At 47.7% G+C, this 25547-nt stretch carries 16 protein-coding genes; 5 read left to right on the forward strand and 11 right to left on the reverse strand.

The window, feature by feature from the left end; genetic code table 11:
• Positions 1 to 106: 106 nt before the first annotated feature.
• The 8 genes from recD to rmuC all read right to left on the reverse strand — a co-directional run bounded on the left by recD (position 107) and on the right by rmuC (position 17111).
• Positions 107 to 2023 carry an exodeoxyribonuclease V subunit alpha gene (recD, locus tag AC5YBZ_RS08420; protein WP_494524745.1) on the reverse strand — a complete coding sequence of 639 codons (1917 nt, stop codon included), beginning with the start codon at positions 2021 to 2023 and terminating at the stop codon, positions 107 to 109.
• Positions 2020 to 5613 (reverse strand): exodeoxyribonuclease V subunit beta, encoded by a 3594-nt coding sequence (gene recB, locus AC5YBZ_RS08425; RefSeq protein WP_494543674.1) that lies wholly within the window; start codon positions 5611 to 5613, stop codon positions 2020 to 2022. Before recB ends, recD begins: the two co-directional genes overlap by 4 nt.
• 1 nt (position 5614) lies before the next feature.
• Positions 5615 to 9091, reverse strand: coding sequence for an exodeoxyribonuclease V subunit gamma (recC, locus tag AC5YBZ_RS08430; RefSeq protein WP_494543675.1), 3477 nt, complete (start codon positions 9089 to 9091; stop codon positions 5615 to 5617).
• A 147-nt stretch (positions 9092 to 9238) separates the two neighbouring features.
• Positions 9239 to 11272 carry a transglutaminase TgpA family protein gene (locus tag AC5YBZ_RS08435; protein WP_494543676.1) on the reverse strand — a complete coding sequence of 678 codons (2034 nt, stop codon included), beginning with the start codon at positions 11270 to 11272 and terminating at the stop codon, positions 9239 to 9241.
• Positions 11265 to 12356, reverse strand: a complete 1092-nt coding sequence (locus AC5YBZ_RS08440) for a DUF58 domain-containing protein (RefSeq protein ID WP_494543677.1) — start codon at positions 12354 to 12356, stop codon at positions 11265 to 11267. The genes AC5YBZ_RS08435 and AC5YBZ_RS08440 overlap by 8 nt, the downstream gene beginning before the upstream one ends.
• A gap of 4 nt (positions 12357 to 12360) precedes the next feature.
• Positions 12361 to 13272 (reverse strand): AAA family ATPase, encoded by a 912-nt coding sequence (locus AC5YBZ_RS08445; RefSeq protein WP_494519192.1) that lies wholly within the window; start codon positions 13270 to 13272, stop codon positions 12361 to 12363.
• Between the two features lie 242 nt (positions 13273 to 13514).
• Positions 13515 to 15476, reverse strand: coding sequence for a transglycosylase SLT domain-containing protein (locus tag AC5YBZ_RS08450; RefSeq protein WP_494521623.1), 1962 nt, complete (start codon positions 15474 to 15476; stop codon positions 13515 to 13517).
• A gap of 129 nt (positions 15477 to 15605) precedes the next feature.
• A complete protein-coding gene (gene rmuC / locus AC5YBZ_RS08455; protein ID WP_494543678.1) occupies positions 15606 to 17111 on the reverse strand; it encodes a DNA recombination protein RmuC in 1506 nt (501 codons plus the stop codon).
• Positions 17112 to 17280: 169 nt separating this feature from the next.
• On the opposite strand from rmuC, the gene msrP reads away from it, so the two are divergent.
• A complete protein-coding gene (msrP, locus tag AC5YBZ_RS08460; protein WP_494519190.1) occupies positions 17281 to 18312 on the forward strand; it encodes a protein-methionine-sulfoxide reductase catalytic subunit MsrP in 1032 nt (343 codons plus the stop codon).
• 140 nt (positions 18313 to 18452) lie between these two features.
• Positions 18453 to 19061 (forward strand): protein-methionine-sulfoxide reductase heme-binding subunit MsrQ, encoded by a 609-nt coding sequence (gene msrQ / locus AC5YBZ_RS08465; protein ID WP_494519189.1) that lies wholly within the window; start codon positions 18453 to 18455, stop codon positions 19059 to 19061.
• Positions 19062 to 19101: 40 nt separating this feature from the next.
• Here the strand turns inward: msrQ and AC5YBZ_RS08470 are convergent, their stop codons facing one another.
• From AC5YBZ_RS08470 to AC5YBZ_RS08480, 3 genes are all read right to left on the reverse strand, one after another.
• Complete coding sequence (locus AC5YBZ_RS08470; RefSeq protein WP_494519188.1) at positions 19102 to 20403, reverse strand: diguanylate cyclase domain-containing protein; 1302 nt, start codon at positions 20401 to 20403, stop codon at positions 19102 to 19104.
• 42 nt (positions 20404 to 20445) lie between these two features.
• Positions 20446 to 21426, reverse strand: coding sequence for an ABC transporter substrate-binding protein (locus AC5YBZ_RS08475; RefSeq protein WP_494543679.1), 981 nt, complete (start codon positions 21424 to 21426; stop codon positions 20446 to 20448).
• Positions 21427 to 21956: 530 nt separating this feature from the next.
• Positions 21957 to 22271: a hypothetical protein gene (locus AC5YBZ_RS08480; RefSeq protein WP_494519186.1), complete on the reverse strand. Its 315-nt coding sequence runs from the start codon at positions 22269 to 22271 to the stop codon at positions 21957 to 21959.
• A 225-nt stretch (positions 22272 to 22496) separates the two neighbouring features.
• On the opposite strand from AC5YBZ_RS08480, the gene AC5YBZ_RS08485 reads away from it, so the two are divergent.
• From AC5YBZ_RS08485 to AC5YBZ_RS08495, 3 genes are read left to right on the forward strand one after another with little or no spacing between them, the layout of a single operon-like run.
• Positions 22497 to 22985 carry a putative 4-hydroxy-4-methyl-2-oxoglutarate aldolase gene (locus AC5YBZ_RS08485; RefSeq protein WP_494519185.1) on the forward strand — a complete coding sequence of 163 codons (489 nt, stop codon included), beginning with the start codon at positions 22497 to 22499 and terminating at the stop codon, positions 22983 to 22985.
• A 45-nt stretch (positions 22986 to 23030) separates the two neighbouring features.
• Complete coding sequence (locus AC5YBZ_RS08490; RefSeq protein ID WP_494543680.1) at positions 23031 to 24854, forward strand: AsmA family protein; 1824 nt, start codon at positions 23031 to 23033, stop codon at positions 24852 to 24854.
• Complete coding sequence (locus AC5YBZ_RS08495; protein ID WP_494519183.1) at positions 24854 to 25432, forward strand: BsuPI-related putative proteinase inhibitor; 579 nt, start codon at positions 24854 to 24856, stop codon at positions 25430 to 25432. Before AC5YBZ_RS08490 ends, AC5YBZ_RS08495 begins: the two co-directional genes overlap by 1 nt.
• Positions 25433 to 25547: the final 115 nt, after the last annotated feature.

Here is a 25547-nt window from a genome sequence, read left to right on the forward strand (position 1 = left end):
TAGATGTTATGATGCACTATGACGCGCTAATAATTTTATGCAAGTTTTGCTATCAAGGGCCGTTATCGTTTGACGATTTTATAGGCTTGCAGCCTATTTTATGCTGTCACTGCCATAAGCGTTTCGCCAGTCCTGATGCGCGCAGTGTGGCTTGGCTGCATGCTTGTTCAAACACGCGCTGGCTACCTAAACAGGTAAAATGGTGTTTAGCGCGAGTGATCGCCGTATAAACCAACTCTTTGGTGAGCAGTTGCCGCTGGGCGACACTTGGGCGAGGTGGCATGACTAACGCCACGTGGCTAAATTCGCTGCCTTGGCTTTTATGCACTGTCATCGCATAACAGGTGTCGTGGCTTGGCAGGCGCGCCGGTAACACTTTGAGTAAGGTGCCATCGGCTTGAACAAAATGGGCCATTAAGCGATGTTGGTTATGGGCATCGGGCAAAATAATGCCGATATCACCATTAAACAGACCAAGGTTATAATCGTTACTTTGGATGATCACCGGCCGCCCTGCATAAAATTCAGTGATCGGGTTGACCAATTTTTCCTTGGCGAGGGCTTGGGTGATACTGGCATTAATGCCATCGACGCCATATTCGCCGGCGCGCATGGCGCACAGCACGCGGTAACGATTGAAGCTGTCGATAATACTCATGGCATCTTGTGCTTGAGTGATCGCCTCAAGGTAGTGACGATATTGCGTCACGCTGCGCTCGAGCAAGGCGTTTAAGCCCAAATTGGCTTGCTGATGAATCTGATGCTCAATCCACAGCAGTTCCTGATAACCGCGCTGCCAGACCTGCATTATGGCCGCTAAATCACTGATGTTAACGGCGCTGGCCAGTTGACCAATACCGGCATCCCCCTTAAAGCGGTGGCTGTGCATCAGCATCGCCAAACTGTCACCGAGCTGGGGTGATTCGCTGACAAAACCATTAAGATCTGTCCCCGTGAGCTGGCTGAGTAATGCAGCCTTATCTTGCGAGTAGCGCATTGACCATTGACCATTTCTCTCTTTTAACCCAGCGCAAATATCGGCCAGCACAGCGCCAGCTTCTACCGACGCCAGCTGATCCTGATCGCCAAGTAAAATAAGCCGAGCATGACTAGGCAAGGCATTAAGGAGTTTATACATCATAGGCAGATCCACCATTGAGGCTTCATCGACCACCAAGAGATCCAGTCGCATTGGGTTGTCGCTATCGTGGCGGAAACGGTGTGAGTTGGGAATAACCCCCAGTAAACGGTGTAGCGTCGAGGCTTCCTCTGGCACCTGTTGCAATGCGTTAAGATCGATAATGTCACTGAAGGGGGCCAGTTCAGTGGCTAGGCGCGCTTTAGAGGCTTTAATCGACTCACTTAATCGCGCTGCGGCCTTACCCGTGGGCGCAACGAGGCGGATAGTCATGGTCTCTTGCTGACACAATAACAACAGTAGCTTAGTCACTGTGGTGGTTTTACCCGTCCCTGGGCCGCCCGTGATCACCGCCAGCTTTTGAGTGAGCGCTGTGGCCGTGGCGATTTTTTGCCAGTCATATTGCCTCTCGGTAGGGGCAAATAAGCTGGCGAGCATATTGGTGCTTGCGCCGATATCACTCACCCTAATGGGCTGCGCTAAGGCATTGAGTTGCTGGCCCACGCGAGATTCAAACTGGTAATAACGTTGCAAGTAGAGGTTGGAACCATCAAGGATCAGCGGTTTATCGAGTTGCTCCGGCGCTAAGCCGACCGCATCGCAGCGACTCAGCTCAGCGATGATCTCATGTGGACTTAAGGTGATACGGCACTGAGCTTGCTGCTCACTCATGGGGTTGTCGACATCGATCTGCTCAATGGGCAGGCAGCTATGCTGCAGTGACAGTTGGCGGCTGAGCAGGGCGCAGATCAAGATAAACAGCTCATTGCTGCTCGGATGCAGCTCACTCATCTGCAGTGCAAAATGGCGATCGAGTGGAGTTAATAGTCGTCCTTGTTCCCACTGTTTTAACAGCGCCGTTAAGGGTTGCTCTAAGGTTATCATAGTGCGAGCTCCGTAGATGTCCCACTGCCCAAAGGCTGATGGGGGGCTTGGAATAGATGGTCGAGTCGCTCTATCAGGGCTTGGCTGGGTTTATCATAAAACACCCCAGCACCAGGTGCTTGCTGTGACATACCGCGTAAAAATAGGTAGTAACATCCGCCGATATGCTGATCGTAACAATAGTTGGCTAAGCGCAGCTTAAGGTAGCGGTGCAGCGCCAAGGTGTAGAGGATGTATTGCAAGTCATAACGGTGGCTACTAATGGCCTGTTGCATCTGGCCTTGATGATAATGACTCACATCGTTACCCAAATGATTGGACTTATAATCGGCAATGTAAAATTGGCCCTGATATTCGAAGGTTAAATCGATAAAGCCTTTTAGCATGCCCTCTAGTGCATCGAAGCTGAGTTCGGCGCTATAACCAAACTCGCTAAGTAGTTGATTCAATGCGCTGGCCTGTAAGTGCGATATCGGTAGGTAAAATTCCATTTCGACTAAGGTTTTGCTTGCTGGAAGTTGCGCCAAGCACAGGCCACTGTCATTGAGCGGCGCACCGAGCAGGTCCATATACCACTGGTGCAGCACAGGTTGCCAGACACTATCGATGCCAAATTTTTCCATCGCTATGGGCAGTTGCTCCTGTAGCGTGACATCGGCGCGGGTAAAATCAATCAGCTCTAATACCAAGTGCATAAAGCTACCTGCATTGGCGCCGCGCTCGAAGGTGAAACGTGACATCTGGTTATCGAGATCATCTTCAATCACCTTGAGCTCAGGAAAGGCCTCATCGTCACCGCCGGGCATGACACGTTCATGGGCTTGGTTTTTTACCAGCCCCGAATAACTGCCGACCCGCCATGGGGTGGTTTGAAGGCGTCGCAGTGCCTTAGGCGCTAGGCTTAGGTTATCGACACTCGTTGGCGCCAGCACTGTGGCGCTGGCTATTTCCTCGATGCTGGTGACACTTAGCGCATCACTTGCCAAGGCTTGGGCACGCGCTTGTATATCGCTAAATTCACATTTGGCCTCTTCGATGCCAAGCAGATAGCCAATGGCGGTTTCGTGTAGTTGGCTGCTAATGCCCGCTTTTTTGGTGTAGCGCGAGTGGTTTGCCACATACAGATAACAGGCGAGTACGGGGCGAGTCAACGCCACGTAGAGTAAGCGTAAATCTTCGGCCAGCGTTTCCCGTTTATGCCGCGCCCAGCCCTCATCACTCTGCTCTATGTCCCACAGCAGTTGGTTATCTTGGTGGTACAACATGGGGGCCGGCTTACGGCGGTTGTCGCGGGCAAGGCTGACAAAGGGCACAAAGCAAACTGGGTATTCTAGCCCCTTACTCTTATGGATAGTGACTATCTGCACAAGGTTTTGCTCGCTTTCGAGCCTGAGCTGCGCTTCTTCTGTGCTGTGGCTGTCGAGCAGCGCCTGCTGATACCAATTGAGCAGGGCGCTGATCCCGTCAAGCTCGCTGGCTTTTTGCTGTAACAGTTCGCCTAAATGCCTAAAGTCGGTTAAGCGGCGCTGGCCGTCAGCGGTACTTAACAGCCGCTGAATAAGCGCGGTATCGCTGGCCATGGCCAATAAACAGGGCATAATGCCGCGTTTTTGCCAGATCTGCTGCAAGCCATTAAATTGTTCCAGCAGTTGCTGTCGGCTGTCTTCATCGAGGTTAAATTGATGAATAGCTTCGGCATTGTAGCCCAGCAGCTGGGTGGCCAGCGCGCTTCTTAGCGCGCGCTCATCCTTTGGATTAGCAATCGCGACCAACACCAGTGCCAGCTCTTTAGCTTCGAGGGTGGCAAATACACTGTCACGGCTGAGAAACACTGCGCCTATCTGGCGCTCGCTGAGGGCGGCTTTAATGTAGGCGGCTTCGTTACGGTCTCGAACCAGCACCGCAATGTCTTTGGCCCTAAGGGGTTTATCGTCCAGCAGGCATAAACCTTGCTGCGCCTCGGTTAATAGTCTGGCTATCTCATTACAGGCATCTTCGGCGAGCAAACTTCTCGCGGTGGCTTTATTGAGCCCTTTGTCGGGATCTTCACCGAGCAGTTTGAGCCGCAGTGCACTGTTATCGCTATTGGCCTCGATTAAACGTTTGTTATCGGCAAAGGGAGAGGGCGCCACGATCTCAAACGGAATCGCTTCGCTAATAAAGGGATCGTGATGTTGGCCAAATAACTGATTAACGCCGGCTATCATATTGCGACTCGAGCGGAAGTTAGTGTCTAAGCTGTAGTGGGCTTGAGCCTGCTGGCGAGCGTCAATATAGGTGTGAATATCGGCGCCCCTAAAGGCGTAAATGGCCTGCTTGGGATCGCCAATCATCAATAAGCTTTGCGCCGGATGCGCTAGGTTTTCGCCCTGCTGATAGATGTGGCTAAAAATTTGATACTGCAGTGGATCGGTATCTTGAAACTCATCGATAAGCGCAATAGGAAAACGCTGGGCGATGCTGTGAGCCAGACTCTGCGCTGCGTCGTTGTTATCTTTACTCTGCGCGCTCAGTGCACCCGCAAGGGTGAGCAGCAGATCGTCGGGTGTCAGCAGATTACGCTCTTGTTTTTGCTTTGCAAAACGGCTCGAGATCCCTTGGCGCGCCGCAAACAGAAAGCTGGGCACAAACTGAGTTATCAATTGATTCAGATTGTCGATATGGGCCAACAGTGGCGCTTGCTCAGCCGTTGGGATCTCGCCGCCTTTATTGAGTTTAAGCTGGCTTAACGCGAGCGCATCGAGCACTTTGCTATCGGGCAGTGATTGGCCATGATGAGCCCAATTGTCCATCGCCGCTAACATGGCAGCGAGTTTGGGAAAACCTTGATCTTTTTTACCAAACCGCACTCCATTGAGCGGCAGCTGCAGCAAGAGTTGCTCGAGTGCATCGCGCTCACGCGGCCAGATGAGTCTTAAGCGACTCAGGCTTTGGCTCAGCGCCTGGGCTATCAGTTTAAAGGGTTGCGGCGTGGGAGTCGCTTTGGCTTGACTGGCGCCGAGCAGCGGCCTGAGTTGCTGGGCCAATCCATCGGGATCGCTAAACTTACCTTGCACAATTTGGGCAAGATAGCCGGGCAGTGGATAGCAGGTTTCTCGCCAGAAATCGCGCACCGCATGGTGTAAAAACTCACTATCATCGAGGGTAAATTCAGACTCAAACAGCAAACCCGATTCAAACGCCATGTCGGCTAATATGCGCTGACAGAAACCATGAATAGTAAAAATGGCCGCCTCATCGAGGGATTTAAGCGCCAAATCGAGTCGTTTACGCGCCAGCGGTAGCTGCTCTGCTGGGGTCTGTGCGTAGAGCTGCTCAATCAGGGGATCGCTCACGGGCAGGCCAATAAAACAGCGATAAGCCAGCTGGATTTTTTTACGAATGCGATCCCTCAGTTCACCTGTGGCGGCATTGGTAAAGGTCACCACTAATATTTGCTCGCAGCGCAGTGGCTGCGGGCAACCATGACCCAGCAATAGGCGCACATATAGGCCCGCGATAGTATAGGTTTTACCTGTGCCGGCGCTGGCTTCAATAAGACGGGTGCCGTCAAAAGGGAGGGTAAGGGTGTTGAGTATGGTGGTGCTCATGTTAGCGTCCCTCCACAAAGGTGGCCAGCTCACTTAATGGCGCCTTATAAAGCAGGCTAATTAAGGGCGATAATAGTGTTGTGGCAGGCTCGCCAAATTGGGCCTCAGTGAAATCTTCTGGAAAACGAAATAGGCGCTGGTAATGGGGTTCGAGCCCTTCACCCATGGCACCTTGATCATCAAGCCACTGTTTCTGCGCCTCGGCAAGTTTGCCTGTGTGGTCGCCTTCGGCTTCGACATAGCTCATGGCCGTGCGCGGAATAAACATCAAGGGCTGATGTTGGCCACGGTGAAAGTAGTCGACCCACACACTGAGCTGATTGATGGCTTGCTCGCTCGTAATTGGGGCAAACCCATAAAAATGGCCAATATCGAGCAGATAACTGTCGCCAATGGCTTGGGTGCCCATGGCGTTAAGGCAAAGGTGGCGCAAATAAACCCGAATAAGATCGCGGGCATTGGCCGTGCCTGGACGATAATTGACGAGCCCTTTGGCCGATAGCGAGTCTATCCGCCCCACTAGGTGGCTTTGGCGGCTATCGTTGAGGGCGATAGCTATCTCTAGCGCGTGGGATTGTTCGCCTTTGAGGTAGTTAGCTCTGCCGATAATGGGTTTAATATCGTGTAGATATTGATTAAGCAGCAGATCGTCAAACGGCGCTAGGGGCAGTTGGCCCGCCAGTTTGAGTTTATGCAGCAGTTGCTCGTCGGGCAGCTCTTGCTGCCGCTTAATGGCATCATCAATCAAGTGGGCTTGCAACTTGTAGCGAGATAATGGATTGAGGCTAAAAGGCTCATCATTGTCATCGGCTTGAATATCTAAGCCTAAATCCAGTTTCAGCGAGCGGTTAAAGAAATACTGCGCGGGATTACGATAAAACCGGATCAGCGCCGAGAGCTCGATTTCACGGCTGTCATCATCACTGCTAACCTTGAGCGCGTGCTCAATAAAGCGGCTCTGTTGGCCTTGCGCGTCGCTGCTGTGACTGGCAACGGGGCACCATTGCTGGCTATAACTGTGCTGTAAGCCTTGGCCGGCTTGATACAGACGCTCATCAAAGGGCTGTAGCGGCTGCTGTTTTATCAACTGCGCGGCAATGGTTTTTTCAATGGCATCAATATCGACAGCGCCAGAGTCTGGCGCATTAACCGTAGTTTCGAGCGATGCAGGCAGGTAACACAGCTGGCAATATTCTATCAGCTCAGAGACCAGCATCGAGGGGATGCGCTCACTGTTATCGCGCTCACTATGGCCTATGTAGCTGATATACAGTTGCTGCCTTGCCGATAACATGGCTTCTAAAAACAGGTATCTGTCGTCGAGTCGGCGTGAACGATCGCCTTTGCGCGCACCAAACTGTGCGACTAAATCAAAGCCTACCGGATGTTGTACCCTAGGGTAGACACCATCGTTCATCCCCAGTAAACACACCACCTTAAAGGGAATAGAGCGCATCGGCATTAAGGTACAAAAATTGACACTACCGGCTAAATAACGTTGACCAACGCGGGATTCTGACAGTTGGCTAACAAACCAATTTTGCAGTACGCTAATATCCAGTTCGCTGCTGTATTGGCTCTGGTTTAGCTCTTCACTTAGGCGGCTAATGGCGCCGCGAATGGCTTGTTCTTGATTAAGCTCCTCCTCATCGCAATCATAAAACTCATCGACTAACTGCTGCAGCTGGCCGATACGCTCATTGAGCGAGCAAGGTTGATTGAGCGCCAGGGTAAATTCATCGAGCGCTTCGATAAAATTGAGTAACTTGCCTAAGGCCTGAGCCGATTGACCTTCAATGCCCTCTAACGCCAAGTTGTCTTGGTAGATAGGGGCGTGATCGCTAAAGCTGTAACCTAAAATCAATCGCTTAATACCAAAGGCCCAAGAATTTTGCTCAAAGGCGGGCAGTTGTTGTGCCTGACGCGCCTTGGCATCACGGCCCCAACGCACGCCAGCTTGCTCTAACCAACGACGAATAATACCCAGTTCATCATCACTGATATCGAAGCGGCGCAGTACCGCTGGCACTTCCACAATGCCTAAAATATCGGTGAGGGCGAAGCGGCTCTGATTTAGGGTTAACAAGTGTAAAAAGCTACTGATCAAGGGCGACTCTTGGGCTGCGCCGCGATCGGCAATGGCGTAAGGGATATAGTGCGCGCCACTTTTAGCCGCAAACACGGCGTCGATATAGGGCGCGTAGGCCGCAACATCAGGCATCATCACCACTATGTCTTTCGGGCTGATGGGCGTTTCGCTGCCCTCTTGCTGTGCCAGTAGCGCCAATAAATGATCATGCAGGGTTTCAATTTCGCGCAGCGCACTGTGGCAGCTTCGAAGGGTGATAGAGTCATCATTGGCGTGTAACCGTCGCCGCCCTTCGAGGCTTAAATAGAGCTCGCCATCGGGGCCAAGGCTCTTACCGCGGGTGGTAAGCTCCAAAATATCCTGCTGCACGCCGTGTAATAGGGTGTTATTGCCGGGATCTTGATAGCATTCGAAGTTAAAATTGGTATCTTCTTCAGGCAGTTCGAGGATCAAATCCAGCAGTTCACGGCCCATCTTGCCATTATTGGCAAGCAAAGGGTTACCCACTTCCAGTTTATCTTCCCAGTCCATACACAGTTGCTGCTTATCTGCATATTGCAGCGCCATACGGGCGCGCAGACGAGGGTCGACAATGTCGCCCCAATAGTGCTGACAAGGGCTGAGGTTGAGCATCACCACATCGATGCGTTTGGCTAAGAAATAGAGCACCTCTAGGGTTTGCGGTGCCATGGATGAGATACCAAATACAAACAGTCGTCGAGGTAAGCCACTTAAGTCGCAGTTAGGATCATCTAAGGTATCAAACAGTGCCTGATGCAGGTTGGCCCTGTGGTAGGTGCTTTGGCCTAACTCTTGATTGTTGTATTGGATAAGCGCGCGCCAGAGTACAGGTTGCCACTCTTGTGCTGGGCTAAGGCGCTCATTTTTGGGTGGCAGCAAAGGTTCATTGGCCTCCCAAGCTAAAATCCAATCGGGGCGATAGACCAAGTATTGGTCAAAAATATCGGCGATTTGACCGCATAACTGATACAGCTTAAGCGAGTGAGTCGCGTTGAGATCATCTGTGATGGCATCATCATCTAGATAGTGTCTTAGGGGCGCAAACACAGGTTGTGCCAGCAACTGCGGCAACAGCTCCATTAATTTCCAGGTCATCGCCGCTTTGGTGTAGGCATTTTCTTTGGGCACGTTAGGCAGCAGGGTGTGACACAATTGCCAGATAAAGCTTGAAGGCAGGGGAAATTCGAGCGCCGCAGCAATGTGGTTGTGCTGTGCAATCGCCAGACGCAGCCAAGTGGACATGCCCGGGCTTTGCACCAAAATTTGCTCGCACGATAACAGCGAGTCCATGGCCTGAGGCGATTTCAGCTCATCAGCCAATAATTGGGCTAACGATTCCATTCGATTTGACTGAACCAAGTAAAGCATAGTGGGCCTTTATCTTTATGATGCTGCGCGCGAAGGTGTGCGCCAAGAGTGACAAACTTATAGGGGTTATTCTATGGTGTTAATGCTTGATAGCCAATCATCAAGGTCAATTTTATCGAGTGAAACAAACATTTGCCTGAAAAAACATCAGCGCGTAGCTTGGCGGCTATCAAGGCTTAATATCGCCAAGCGTAACTGCCTGCGATACCTCGTTATCTGCTGTTGTAACGCTTGGCGCTCACTAGGGCTGTGAGGCTGGTATTTTAACGCCATGTAACAGTCGATATACCGCTGCAAGGGAACGGCGAGTGTCGGCAAGTGCGTTGCAACGCGCTGAGCATAACGCTGCGGCGGTTCGTCGGTTTCACGGGGCAGGCCTTTTTTTGCCAGCAAGGCGGTGATGGCATCGAAGCCTGCTTTAAGTCGGTCTGGCTGGCGTTGAAACTGCAATAATCCAACACTGTAGGCAATAGCGACGCCAATAAGGGCCATGGTACAGATAATCAATATGGCCAGTTTAGTACTGTCAACATCGCCCAGCAGGCGTTTAAGCAGTTGCTGCTGACGCTGGTTATCAAAGCCTAATACCCATTTGCTCCAGTAGTAGTCGATACTGGCAATGGATAACCTGAGCTGGTTAAGTAAGGGGTATTGTCTGAGCCGCAAACTACTAAAAGGACGCTCTTGTAGATAGCTATCTGCGGGATTAAAAAAGGCATCAAATCCCTGTTCGACGCGCTCTGGCGCAATCATAGCGGTGGGATCAAATCGGGTCCAGCCGTGGCCAGGAAGCCATGCTTCGATCCAAGCATGGGCCATATATTGATACACGCTGAGATATTGTGCGCTTTGGTTCCACTCTCCGCCTTGGTATCCGGTCACTAAGCGGGCTGGAATGCCAGTTTGACGCGCCATAAAGGCGAGGGCGCTAGCATAATGCACGCAAAAGCCCGCTTGGTTTTCAAACAGAAAATCATCTATCTGCTGTGGTCCAACGGGTGGCGGCTGCAAAGTATAGTAATAGGGTGACTCATTGAAATAGCGCATCATGGCAGCCATACGCTGCTGAGGATCGGGATAGCTTTGCTTAAACCGCTCGGCTAACGCTAGCGTTTTGGGATTACTGCGTGCGGGTAACTGTAAATTACCTTGGATTTGCGCCTCGCTTAACTGGCTGTCTAAACTCGCCTCAGTGTAGGAGGCGACGCGATATTGATATTGCTGCTCCACCGAGCTTATGGCGTATAGCCGACCGTCGGGTAGGTTAATCACCCCATCGCTTGGGCTGTAGGCAAGGTCTAGGCCAAATAACCAGTGCTGATGACTGGGCTCGGCGATCACTTGATATTGCAATGCTTGACCTACAGGGCGTTGCCTTTGCGCCGCTTTAGCTTGACTGGGGTTGGCTTCAAGCTGCTTTATTGCCGCAGAAGGGGTCCAGCTTTTACCGTCATAATGCTCCATCACTAAGGCGCGCCAATAGCGTTGTTGGTGCTGTGGCGGTTCGTTGTCGAAGCTGACCCGAAACGCCAGTGCTGGTGAACGGGTTAATTGGTTGATATCACCGAAGGAAACCGTATCTGACAGTCCTGTAGTGGCATTATTGGCGTTAGGCACCAACCACAGTGGGGGTAATCGCGGTAGCACGATAAATAACAGGATCGCCAGTGGCACGCTTTGTAACAGCAGCTGACTCGCCCGCTTGGCGGTATGCATCATCGCCTCATTTTCACGGTATAAACTGAGTAACACCGCTAAATTAAGGGTGGCGACTAGGGTCAGTTGTAGGGTAAACCACAGACTTTGTTTGTCGATAAAGGTGATGGCGATTAAGAAAAAGCCGACCATGACGACCGCGCGCACATCGCGGCGGTCTCGCATCTCGATATACTTAAGTGCGTAACCTAAAATCAGTAAGTTAATCAAACCATTGAGCATGCCTATTTGGCTGGTGACTAACACTAACGTAGCGGCCGATGCAAGCGCGAGCAGGGTGACCAGATAGCGCGGTGGACGAGCGACTTTGGCGCTAAAAATGCCCACACGCCAGACGAAACAGATGGCGCAGATGGCGAGAGTCCAACGGGTCATTTTATCGTGCAGTGGCGCCAGCACGGCAATATTAACCAGTAGTAACCAGGCGAGCGTGTGGCGCGTGATGATCTCCTGCTGATCAGCCATTATGCTGCTCCTTCGAGCTTGTCGGCTTCTCTGGTGTAGTAGCATTTGCTTGTGTATAGCTCGGCTGCTTGGCGTGGAACATGACGTGCGGTGAACCTGAGCTGACAGCGTTGGGAACCTCCGGGTAGACGGCTAGCGCGGTGAGGCATTGCAGCCGATGTGCTGCGCCGCTATTGGGAGCAATAGTGTGCATCGGGAGCTGTAAACCAAATACCTGCTGAGTTTGCGATAAGGTGTCTACCGTCCATGTCAGTTCACTGAGGTGCTGCTCAATGTCAGGATGCTGGGCGTTGAGTATTAACCAGGTGGGCGCGCTCACGGGCTCACCAAATGATTTGGTGAGCATACCTCGGCCTTGCGCCAACTGTTTCCATGCGATTTGGTTGAGCGACTCGCCGCTGACATACGGCTTTAAGGTATTAAATTCTTCCACCCCCGCCGCCAAACTTCCCTTTAGATGAGCTTGCTCATGGGCGTGAGTTGCATGTTGGCGAAGTGGTGTCATTACCGCTTTAGGCGCCGCAAATACCAGTTGGCGGTTGGCCAAATCGATAACCGACCAAGCGCGGCATAATCCCAACGGGTAGCGAGTCTCAACGGTTAATCGACCTGGGTGGATCCAGCCACGACCTTGATTGGTAAAGGGCAATAATAAGCGCTGTTTTTTATCATCGACACGCGCCGCGCTAAGCGGCGCATTATTGCCATAACGCAATTGGATTTGGTGTTGGGCTTGCTTAGCCGTTAACTCAACAGGATAGAGCACATCTTCCCCCGCATAGACCGCGGGGCCCTGTGCAGCGTTAAGGGTAAGGCCTGCGAGATTGCGGTAACTGTAGATAATACAAGTATTAAAGATACTCAGTAGTAAGAGGCTTAGGCCTATCACTAAATTGTTTTGGTAGTTGGTACCAAACAGAAATAACAGTACCACCACCCCAAGCCAACATAATCCAAATGCGCTCGGCAAAATGAAAATACTCTTATGCGCTAAGGTTATTGGGGACTGCGCAGGTAAGCGGCGCGACAACCAGTGTTGCCACCAGCGTTGATAAGGTTTGAGTCCAGCCTTAGCCTGTTGCATCGGATTAGCGTATGGGGTTCGTGCTGCTAAGCAATTTTTGCGATAGTGCCTCACCTTGTTGCTGGCTGGTGTGACGCAGGCGATGCTCTGCCACTGAGGCAAATACCGCTTGTACATCTTCGGGGACGATATAGCGTCGCCCGGCAATAAAAGCCCATGCTTTGGCGGCGCTCAATAGGGCTTTACTGGCTCGCGGCGACAGCCCGTAACCTTCATGTAACTGACGTGACCCATCGACCAGAGCCAAAATATACTGCAATAACGCATCGGAGGCGCTGACCGTACTGACCTCTTGCTGCAAGGCGCTTAGGGTGACAGGATCGATGCATTGCGGCAATGGCGCACTTTGCGGTGATGAATCCTCGCTCTTAAGCATCGCAAGTTCTGCCGCCGCGCTCGGGTAGCCAATGGTAAGGCGCATCATGAAGCGATCGAGTTGTGATTCTGGTAAGGGAAAGGTGCCCGATTGCTCGCTCGGGTTTTGCGTGGCGATCACAAAAAATGGCTTGGGTAGTGGGTGAGTCATGCCATCGACTGTTACCTGATGTTCGGCCATGGCTTCGAGCAGCGCACTTTGGGTTTTAGGGCTGGCGCGATTGATTTCATCGGCGAGGATCATCTGTTTGAAAATCGGCCCGGGATGGAATACAAATTGCGACTGTTCTTTATCGAAAATCGATACGCCAATAATGTCGGCTGGCAACATGTCACTGGTAAATTGCACCCGCTGATGACTCAAGCCCAAACTTTGAGCGAGTCCCTGAGATAGGCTGGTTTTCCCCATGCCAGGTAGATCTTCTATCAATAGATGACCTTTGGCCAAAATGCAGGCTAATGCCAATTTGATCTGTTGTGGTTTACCCAGTAACACCCGTTCCAGTTGGGTTAATAATGATGCAATGGTGGGATGAGCCATATCAGTCCTTTTTAGCCTCAATGGTAACCTAATCTTGGTAACTTCATAGCAGCCACTAAAAAGCCATCTAGGTCAGTCGTCTATACATTTTATAGATACGTTTAACCATACTCACCAAAGGAGGGAATGACAACTGCTTAACTCAAGGCTATGAGACTTGTATAGGTGAAAGGCTCCGCACTGGCTGTGCCGTGATGGCTCAGTGCTGATTGAGTTTTTGGCGGGTTTCATATTTGGGTGAGTTAATATTTGAACTGCCATTCTTGCGCCGAAAACAGGTCGACAGGTTTGTCCTGTTTGACTTGGTATATCACTCGATAACTCAGCACCGCTTGAACGTATTCACGGGTTTCGCGAAACGGAATGGACTCTATAAAGGCGATAACATCCAGTTGGCCATTACTCTCTTCGAGCCAGCGCGTCACTCGGTGGGGCCCTGCGTTATACGCCGCAGTCGCCAGTACACGGTTATTATCGAAGCGCTCCAGTAGGCTAGCATAATATCGGCTTCCCAGCTGGGTGTTAAATTGGACGTCATAGAGGCTTTTTTTACCTCGGTATTTGAGGCCACTTTTATTGGCGGTTTCTTTAGCCGTTGCAGGCATGAGTTGCATCAAGCCTCGGGCTCCGACACCCGAGGTGGCATAAGGGTAAAAAGCGGATTCTCGCCGTGCGATGGCTCTTAAATCGTCAATATCAACTTTCGTTTGTTGGCTAGCGATGTCAAAAGCGCGGTTTGCAGCAAACGGAAAACGCAGCGTCATGTCGTTCCATAGTTTGCCTTGAATGGTCGCTTGTACCACTAAATCATGCCACTGGTTTTGCTGTGCCAGTAATGCGTATTGCGCCTGCAAGGGTTTATCGTGCCTGCCAAGTAGTAACACCCATTCGGCCCGAGCATCGATGGCTTTATCTAAGGCTAATAACTCCGTCACGCGCGCAAGCCCTGGGTCATTGGCTAATGTGGCGGCTAAAGTGGCATCAAAAACGGTCGCCTGGTGTTGCAACTGCACTTGAGTGTTGAGTAAATAAGCCGCGCTGAAACCATAAAAATTTCGCTCCTGACTTAAGGTCGATAAGAGTGTATTAGCCGCTTTTTCATCTTGGCTAAGTGCACGTTTAGCGGCCCAAAATTGCCAACGGGATTTGGCTTGTTTAGCGCTACTTAAACGAGGTAGGTAGTTGTCGATATTTTGCTGATCCTTAGCTCGGATCGCCCAGCGTAAACGCAGCTCTTTAAGATCGTCACGGTCAATTAACGGCAGCAGGTTATCGACAAAAGGTTGCAGATCAACATTTTGGGTAATTAGGGCGCGTCTCACCAAATAATGACTAAGTTTACGTCCTTGATGCTCACTGAAGCGACCGGCTTGCTGGTAAGTGACGTATAATTTGACGCTTTGCTGCAGATCTTGTTTGGCTAAGCGGCGTAATCCAGCATCGACGATGTCGGCATTAATCGGCGCTGACGCCATAAATTTTTGAGTGTGGCGCAGACGCTGCGGATCTTTATACACCGCCAAGAGTTGTTTCGCTTGGGTTTGATTATGGACCTTAGAGGCTAAGTAGCGCAGCAAACTATATTGACCACTATTGAAGGCGAGTAACATGCGTGACCAGACTAACGCTTGGGTGCGATAGCCGGCTTTTTCCCACGCATGAAACAGTGGGTCGCAGGCTTTAGGACGAGATTGACCATAGAGCCATAACTGCTGCGCACCCTGATAAGCCGTTTTAGATTGTTGTCGAGCCAAGTTAGCGCGATAAAAATAGCATTGCAGAGCCACATCACGTGGTGTTGTGGGTGAGACTTTCAGAAAGTCCTGCCAACGTTTATCTTGGCCTGCTGCCAGTAAATAACGGTAACGGGCCGTCGCGTACAGTGGTGTATCTTTAAACCGCTTGAGTTGCCTCAGTGCTTGATCTGCTGGTAACTCCAGTATATCGCCTAGCTTGGCATGAAAGTCTAAATAAGGGGTCAGGGGATACCCTTCTAACTCTTGCCTAAGGGCGAGATAAGCTTCTGTATTACCTTTTGACAATGCAGCCCTAGCATCGAGGTATTGTTGCTGTTGGGGCGAAAATGTAGTGCTATGAGCCACCGCGCTGAGCAGCGCGGCGGCAAGTGCAAGATAACCAGCAACATATGAATAGTGACGTAGACAGAATCGAGGTGATCCCTTCAATATGTTAATGACTTTTATCACAAATAAATCATCCATTTTGATAAAGCAAGTCGTTATGCTGATATTTTCTGCGTAACCTAAGGGCTTATACCGCCGTTATTTAATTCCGTCACGCTGCACCTTGTGGATGACCACCGTGATGTTAGATTAATTCAGCTGCATTTCTGCATGAGGCGCCCTTAAATGTTCGTCAAGTGCTTGATCAAGTAGCTGGCTATCGAGCTGTTTTGAGGTAGTTACGCCCAGTTGCTGCATTTGGTGGGCTTGCCTGATCAAGTTACCTTTGCCAGTACTGAGTTTACCCATGGCGTTGTTATAGCTCTTGTCTAGAGACTCTATACTTCGGCCAATACGTTCCATATCTTCAAGATAACCACATAATTTATCGTATATTTTGCCTGCTTGCTTAGCGATACGTTGTGCATTTTGGTTTTGATACTCATAGCGCCAAATATTATTAATGGTACGCAGGGCAACCAGTAAATTGGTCGGGCTGACTAACATAATATTATTGTCTAAAGCATAGTTGATAAGACTTGGCTCATGTTCTAATGCGAGTAAAAATGCAGGCTCCAGTGGAATAAACATTAGCACATAATCTAGGCTTGTTAATCCGTGGAGCTGTTGATAGTCCTTTTGACTGAGTCCCTTGATATGATTTCTAATCGAGTTGCAATGCTCTTTTATCGCGGCAGCTTTAGTCAGCTCATCATCGCTATTGAAGTAGCGCTCATATGCCACGAGGGACATTTTTGCATCGATCACCACATCCTTGTTTTCCGGTAGGTGCACGATCACATCTGGCTTAAATCGCTGGCCTCGTTCGTTTTTAAGATCTTGTTGAGTCTCATATTCGTGCCCTTCACGTAGGCCGCTTTCCTGTAGTACCCGTTCTAGGATCACTTCGCCCCAATTCCCTTGCTGTTTGTTATCGCCTTTTAAGGCTTTAGTCAGATTAATAGCATCTTGACTCATCTGTAGATTAAGGGCTTTTAACGATTCCAGTTGATGATTAAAAGCACTGCGCTCAGCCTGTTCAACCGTATAGGATTCTTGGACTTGCTTTCTAAATCCTTCAAGCTGCTGCTTAAACGGAGAAAGTACATTTGATAGGTGTTGCTCACTTTGGTTTTGCAAGTTTTGCGATTTAGCATCAAAAATTTTGTTAGCTAAATTCTCAAACTGTTGCGTCAACCGCGCTTCTGATTGATCTAGGTGAGCTATCTTGTCTTCGAGTGCCTTTTGTTCGGTTTCAAATTTCACCGTGAGAGTTTGCTGCATCGCATTGGCTTTGGATAATGCAAGCTGGGTTTCAAGCTGTTTTCGTTGAGCATGTTGCAACTGTCCTTCCAGTTCGTTAGCGCGCTGGACCTGTGCTTGACTCATACCCAGTAAGCTGAGTTGATGGTCTAACTTTTGCTGTAATGCTTGGTATTGATCTTGTTTATCGTCGAGACTGGTTTGCATAAACTCGAGCTCAAGCTGACGGTGCTGCATCTCTTGGGCGTGTTCATCAATTAACTGCTGTTTTACTGACTGCCATTTATTGCGAGTTAACTTTTGATTGAGTAAGGCGCCAATCAATAGTGATAAGAATGCTACTGCTGCTAAAACAATGAGTTCGGGTAAAGTGAGTGGAATAGCTGTTGGCATAAGGGAGACCTGTCTTTATCGATGGCATAAGCCTCTCATGAGCGGCTGTGTGGTTCAAGTATGCTGCGGTTAAATGATTAACAATTAGTGGTTAAATATGTTTAATTGAAATTTTTTTGCGCGTATCTCTATCTAATGGATATCAACAAGTATATTGGTGAGGTTTCTTGTGGCGATAAATAAAACAACTAAAGGTTCAGCTAGCCCAAGCTGGAATGAAAAAGCAGCTCATGTAACACCCGAGGCGGTGTTTAACGATAGACGTAATATTATTAAAGCGCTGGGCCTTGGCGCGATAGGCGCCAGTATTCCTGGACAGGTGCAGGCGGGGATTTTTGACCTGTTCGGAGAAACAAAATCATCGACCCCTTTTGTGATTCGCCCGCTGAGTTTCAGCCCAAACGCCGCGTTTGGCCAAGGAGAGATATTAACCCCTGAGCAGAAAGTGATTTCACATAATAACTTTTATGAATTCGGTACCAGTAAAACCGATCCTATTGATAATGCTCAAGGGTTTAAAGTCGATCCTTGGGTGTTGAAAATTGAGGGGTTAGTCGATACGCCTTTGACGCTTGATCTGGATGATTTGACGCGCTTGTTACCGTTAGAGGAGCGTATTTACCGGCTTCGTTGTGTTGAAGCTTGGTCTATGGTGATCCCTTGGGTAGGATTCTCGCTTGGGGCATTGCTGAAAAAGGCTGGGGTCAAGGCTGGGGCGACCCATGTGGCGTTTGAAACCTTGTTCGATCCTGATCAAATGCCGGGACAACGCAGTCGTTTAATGGGTGGGGGCATTCATTACCCTTATGTCGAAGGGTTACGTTTAGATGAAGCGATGAATGAACTCGCCTTTATGGCGGTTGGGCTATATGGCAAAACGTTACCGGCGCAAAATGGCGCGCCCATACGTTTGGTGGTGCCGTGGAAATATGGTTTTAAAAGCATTAAGTCTGTAGTGCGTATTCGCGTGATGGATAAACAACCGCCAACCAGTTGGAATCAGCTGGCTTCCCATGAATATGGGTTCTTTGCCAATGTGAATCCTGCTGTCGATCATCCTAGGTGGTCTCAAGCCACTGAGCGGCGGATCGGAGAAGGTGGTCTCTTCTCGGCGACGCGGATCGCGACATTACCTTTTAATGGCTATGGCGAGCAGGTCGCCCATCTCTATAAAAATATGGATTTAAAACAGTACTATTAACTTTGTAGTTTGTAGTGGGTAGTTTAGTTACCTTGTCGCTTAGCCCTTCGATGGCGGTTGTTGGTCATGTGACTGTGATGGCTTGGCAAGCCTGTTAAATTGACTCGCTGTTTGCCGCTATATCATCCTTGGAGTGTCGTTTGTTGAGATTAAAAGCCAGCCATTTGTTTGCAATTAAGTCTTTGTTTCATTTATTGGCTCTATCACCTATGGGGTATTTGGTGTGGGCGGTATTAGTGGGTCATGCTGGTGGCGATCCTGTGGAATATATTATTCATTTTACCGGGATGGGGGCATTAAACTCGCTGCTGGCGGTGTTATTAGTCAGCCCTATTGCTAAGCGGTTTAAGCTTGGATTATTAATTCAGACTCGTCGTTTATTAGGGCTGTATGTGTTTGCCTATGCCACGTTACACATCAGCGCATTTATCAGTTTAGATTTACTGTTTGAGTGGACATTACTCGCCAGTGAAGTAGTTAAGCGACCTTATATTTTGGTGGGTGCAAGCGGATATATATTACTGTTGTTATTGGCCATTACCTCGGTTAATCGTTTGAAACGAAAAATGGGCCGCCGCTGGCAAACCTTGCATAATGGGATTTATTTGATTGCGATATTAGCGCCGATTCATTTTTATTGGTCGGTGAAGTCTGAAGTGATCGAGCCGAGTATCTATCTCATTCTGTTTGGTGTTTTACTCTTAGTCAGAATAAATTGGCAACGCTTGATAAAACGCCTTCGGACCTAGGGTTGTTAACCTTGTTAACGGCTAAAGCAATTTAATCTGATTATTCAAGCTGAAGGTTAGACCGTTTTTCACTGATTAATCGGCTAAAACAAAAGCTATTCCCCGCGACTTTTTTGGCTGCATACATATTTTCATCGGCGATTTTGATTAAGGTTAAACGAGCGACATCATCACTTGGATATACGGCAATGCCGATACTTATGGTTAAATTGATGTCCACTTCGTGATCTATGATAGTAGGTGATAGATGGTCAATAATTTTTTCGGTGACCATCTTTATCTCGTCAATCCCATTGATGGGTTCAAGCCATACGACAAACTCATCACCGCCTAATCGGCCACAAATATCTGAACTTCTTAAGGTATGCTGTAAACGGTTAGCGATAGTGATTAATACTCGATCGCCTACATCATGACCCAGGGTATCGTTCACTTGCTTAAATTTATCTAAGTCGATAAACAGCATCGCCGCCAAAGAGTGGGTACGTTGACATCTTGCTAAGGCGGTGTCTATTTGGCGTTCAAATGCACTGCGTGAGTAGAGTCCCGTTAAGTCATCATGTTCGGCAACATACTTTAATCGCTGTGTTTGTAATGTGAGTTGCTTGGTTTGCTCATCAACTTCTTGTTGTAGTGCATCTTTTTTGACGGTGGTTTCCAAGAGCCGTTTGCTCATGGTGTTAAATTGTTGAGTGACCGTTGCTAACTCATTTTTACTGTTAACTTTAATTTCGTTTCCTAGGTCTCCTTGCGTCAAGCGAACAATGCCGGCCGTTAAACGCAGTATGCTTTGATTAAAACTATTAAGCGTTGAGATGGTTAATAACACTAATACCACTGAGCCTATCAGTAATACAATCACTGCGATAAGAAGAATCAAGGCTTGCTGCTGAGATGATTGGTCGAGTAATTGACGTTGCAGCTTGGTCAACTCTTCACTCATGGTCTGGATAGTGATATTAAAGCGGGCTGTGAGCATGCCATTGGTTGAGGTTATTCCTTGATCAGGCTGCGAGATAATGTCGTTGCTGGCAATGGACAGCAGTGCGGTTAAATTGTCGACCATTCTGCGTAGATTTATCATGTAGATTTGGGTCTCGGCTTGCATTAATTCATCTAGGGCCAGTTTTTTGTTGATATTGGATAATGCCGATTCGGTTTGTACTAAGGCATCATTATCTTGAAACTCTTGTAATACCCACAAGCGACTGCGTAATACATCAACCGATTCGTCGAGTTCAATGATGTAAGTCAGCTGCTCTAGGCTCTGTTGTTGCAATAATTTTAAGCCAGCAAATACAATAATAATAAGGGTGGTTAAGCATAAACTTAAGATTAACATTGACTTCAATCTTGTTGTTATCATCATTTTACGACAAGTTTCCTAGTGAGTGATGGCTGTAATCAGTGCAGAATCGTCAAGATATAATCTAAAGTCAGGCAAGGGTTGTTTAGTCACTGCACCACTGGCAACCGCCCAACGTGCTTGTGTTTGCAACATGGAGAGTAATGAATTGTTTAACGATAATCGAAAGATATTGTCGTTCCATGACCATTCAACTGCGGCCATGGGCATATTGAGGTAATCACTGACGATTTTTTTGGCAAGTACAGGTGAATGGGCAATATACTCTTGCGCTTCATTGAGCGCTTGTAGAATCTTTACATGTTGTGTGTAGTGCAGTGAACTGTTGACCTCATTACTGATTAAATTAAACGACAAGTTATAGGTGCCTTTACTTGGATATTGATATATCTCATCGCCAGCTTGCTCTACTAGTCGGTAACCATAAGGTTCCCACACGGCAATAGCATCGACCTCTTTGGCTACCAGTGCAGGGCCTAATGCTTGTGGTGACAGATACACTTTTTCAAAATTTATATCCTCTTGCCCTGTCACTATCAATAATGAATCGGTAAAAAACTCACTGGCACTGGCTTTCACAACACCGATTTTGCGGTGAGTAAGTTGATTGATATTTGGCTGATGTCGGTCACGCAAAGTCAGTAACTTAAGATCATTATCGGATTCGGCAAAACTGGCTAATAATCGAAAGTCTTGGCGAGTAAAACTATTAAACATGACCACAGATTCAGAGCTGGTGGCTAAATCAACGTCGTCGCGTATCATGGCGTTAAAACACAGGTGGCCGCCGGGTAAGGGAACTAGTTGCACTTGAACATTATGACGCTTAAAAAAACCTTGCTGCTTGGCAATAATCAAAGGGGCACTTAAAGGTGTGATTGATATGGCGATACGGATGGGTTGTGTCGATTGAGATGATGAAAACCGTTCGGGCAACAAAAACGATAGGGTAAGTCCTACCATTAATGCTAAGATTATAATGATCCCTATGGATTTCATATCGCGATTTTATCCTTCATTATAATGATTATGATTTAGCAATTCATCGACTTGTGTTTGACTGGGCGTTAGCCAAGCCATTGTACAAGGTGTGCAGCAATACCAACTTGAGTGTAGTAAGCATTTAACTAAATTGGAAAATTATTGGCTTAAGCGCTTCAGCTTGTTGTGAGCCTGATTGACTTAAATCGATAAGTATATTTGTGGGGGGGGGCTGGAAAGTGGAAGCTGCTACTGAAAAACTTACTTAGACACGCGTAATCTAGTAAACAGTGGCGGTGCACATAAAAAGGCTAACGAGTTCAAGTTGCTCTCATCGCTGACGGAGGATGGGCGGTCTAGCTTAGAAGTCGTCTATTAATTGTGTCATAATAAATGCTATCCTAATATTCGATAATCGTTCCATAATTAAGCGTCTGATCATGAATAGCAATATTAAGTGAATTAGATTTCTCTTATAAACCTCTGTTTTAAAAGTTTTTTGTGTCTACAGCAGTGGCGTGTCTATAATCTGCTAATGAAAGACTATGTTAGCCTTCATGTTGACGCATTATCTCAATCACTTCATCAAATGAGAGGTTATATTGACGTGATAAATTAATAATCTTGGTTTTATAGGTTTGAATGTTCTCTTTCTGCGCTTGTTTATATTGCTCTTCGTCAACTAGCTTGTTGACCACAGTTTGTAATGTGGTTAATCGACGTAAATTATAATTAAGTGATTTGAGGTACGTTTCCATTTGGCTCGCATTGCGAGCATTCTCTAATCCACTGGTTTGTTTCTTTTCATAGCCGTATTCATCGAGCGCGGAGATGGCATCTTGTAGGTCAAAATTATCAGTCATATTATCTCAAATAGGTTGATGTGGAATGAATATAGTCAATACGGCTCTTAGCACCACGTTAACGACTTAAATATGTGGTGCAGATTGAACCTGATGAAGATTTTGTCTAATTATAGATGGATAATAGATATTCTAAAACTACTTAATTGCAAATTTATCTCATGTTCATTTTAAATTTGCCTTGCTATAGTAATCTATTCTTTTTGTTGATGCATGGAGGCGCGTATGCTTGACCTATTACCTGATCTTTTTGATCTTTACGAGTCCGACTTATCTTTACTTTCACCTCATTATCGCCAATTTGGTCAGAAGTCGATATTTTGGGGAGAGGTGGTTACCGTTAAGTGTTTTGAAGATAACTCAAAAGTGAAACAGATATTAGCCCAGCCCGGTGAGGGAAAAATATTGGTTGTTGATGGTGGCGCATCGACAAGACGCGCGTTACTAGGCGATATGATAGCCCAGAGTGCAGTGGATAATGGCTGGAGTGGTATTGTTATTAATGGTTATGTTCGTGATGTCGCTGCACTTAAACTGATGCCAATAGGGATCCAAGCATTAGGGGCTAACCCGATAAAAACCGATAAGCGTGACCTTGGAGATGTTAATGTTCCGTTAGAGATAGACCGCGTTATAATTAAACCAGGCATGATGCTTTACGCCGATGATAATGGGATTGCCGTGTCGTCAAGAACACTGCAATTGCCACTATAATCTTAAGCGTATTGCTATCGATTTATTCACCAGATGGAACCTGTTATGAAATTTATTAAATGGTTGCTGCTTGCTGTCGTTTCATTGTTTGTTTTACTCGCCCTATATTTAATCGTCATATTCGACCCTAATGACTTTAAACCCCAAATTGTAGATGCCGTCAAAAAACAAACTGGACGAGATTTATCCATTAACCAAGATCTAAGTTGGACATTTTTTCCGGCTATCGGCATTTCACTTGGCGATATTACCTTGTCAAATCCACAAGGGTTTAACAACCCAACCATGGTCAATATTGATGGTATTGTGGCCGAGGTCGCGCTATTACCCTTGTTAAGTAAAGAGGTGAATATTGCACAACTTAACTTAGATGGACTAACGGTTAACCTTGACACCTACAAAGATGGTCGCAGTAGTTTTGATGGTTTAACCTCTCCTGAAAAGGCGCAAACAACCCAAGTCGATACTGAGCAAGTACCAGCCAATGTGCAATTAAGCAGTCTTAATATTGGTGGTATCGCAATTACTAATGCTCAGATAAATCTGTTTGACGAGGCAAGCGGTAAGGTTCAAGTATTGGCTTTGGAAGAGCTTAATTTAGGGGTATTCTCTTTAGGGCAGTTAGCTGATTTGTCGTATAAGTTTGCAGCGAGTATGCCTGAGATGGAACTGCTTAGCGAAGGTACGGGTAAGTTGAAAGTGTCTGAGGATCTAAAGCAAATTAGCTTAAGTGATTTTGCGATCAACAATAGCATCAAAGGTGCAGGGATCCCTAACCAAGCTATGTCAATCAATTTAATGACGCAAGTGGCGGTGAATACGCAGGACAAACGCGCAACGCTGACATTAGAGCACATGGCGATAGACTCAATTACTGCTACGGGTAAATTTGATATCAATTATGGTGCGCCAGTGCCTAATGTGATTGCGGCACTGGCTTTTGGTGATGTTAATTTAGATCACTTATTGCCCAAGAATGAAGCAGGTAAGGCGACTGAGCAGTCTCAACCTTCAGCTAAGCAACAAGAGCCAGATCTGACTGGGCTAAAGGCGGTTAATCTTGCCTTGGAATTAAGTATTAAATCGATTGTAGCGAATAATTTGACCACGAATAATTGGTTAATGAAGCTGGCGATAAAAGATGGCATATTAGATGTTAATCAGCTGTCGGCAGACCTTTATCAGGGCTCTTTGACCACTTCGGCCCGTCTCGATGGACGTCAAGCGGTGGCCAGCTATCGTTTTGATACTAAGGTGACTGGCGTGCAAGTGCGGCCATTGTTAACCGACGCAGCAGAGGTTGATCTGTTAGCTGGTACCACTAATTTAAGTGTATCGGGTAGCGGTAACAGTTTAATTAGTGACAATATTAAACGAAACCTTCTAGCAAAGGGTCAATTTAGTGTGACCGATGGAGCCCTTTACGGTGTCAATATCCCGCAGATGTTACGTGATGCCAAAGCAAAATTAAGTGGCGATCTTAATGCCACATCCACCGGCGAGAAAAAAACCGACTTTACGAGCTTAACGGGAAGTTTCTCAGTGGCAAAAGGGGTGGTTAATAATCCCGATCTGGCGATGGCATCACCACTTATTCGCCTCAGTGGTCAAGGCAATGCCAACATTATTACTCAAGGGCTAGATTATAAGTTAACGACTTCTGTGGTGGGCTCACTAGAAGGGCAAGGTGGCAATGAGCGAGATGCACTGTATGGTGTTGAAATTCCTTTTGCGATAACCGGAACCATGACTGAGCCCGAGTTCAAGCTCGATACGGCTGCCTTGTTTGATGCCAAATTAAAGCAAGAAACCGATAAAGCGAAAGATAAGCTCAAAGATGAATTATTGAAAAAGTTCGGAGGTTTTTAGTGAAATCAATCTTGTTATTGCCCTTGTTACTTGTGTCGGTCGGCTGCTCTCAATCGCCTGAAAGTAGCACCTCTGAGCCTATCACTAAAATGACTCAAACATCGGATGCGCCTATAGAGAGGCAAGCGAACACTCTTGCTATGGTAAAAGGCCAAACGGGTGACGCAGCCCCAAGTCATGGGCAACCAACGGAGCCTGAAATGACCCAGCAAAGCTTATTTAAAGGTGAGCTAACTTCTTTAGCCACTGATAAAGGTTTAAAGGTGTTGTTAACCGTGAGCAACCCTCATCAGTACGGCGTGCCAATTCAATATCGTTCAGGAATGACAGCGGATCTGTGGGTTATCAATGCCAAGGGCAAACGCTTATGGGCATGGTCGAATGAGATGATGTTTACTCAGGCGTTAAGAGATGTAATTATTGCACCAAATCAGCAGGTTAAGGCAAGTTTCATCATCCCGGCGGCGGACTTAGCAACATTCCCTGAAGATGCCAAGTTGGTCGCTCGCTATGCCGGAGTGGCGACGGAGTCGAGTCAAGTTGTATTGGCAGATATTATTGCGCCTTTGCCACGTTGAGACAGCGATGTGTAAATTAGAGGTTGTTATCGCTTCGGTGAGTAAAGGTTAGTGATACGCGAATAACGAACTAACTGATTGATAATAAAAAGCGATGCCTAAGGCATCGCTTTTT

The organism is Shewanella sp. 553 (assembly GCF_059338375.1).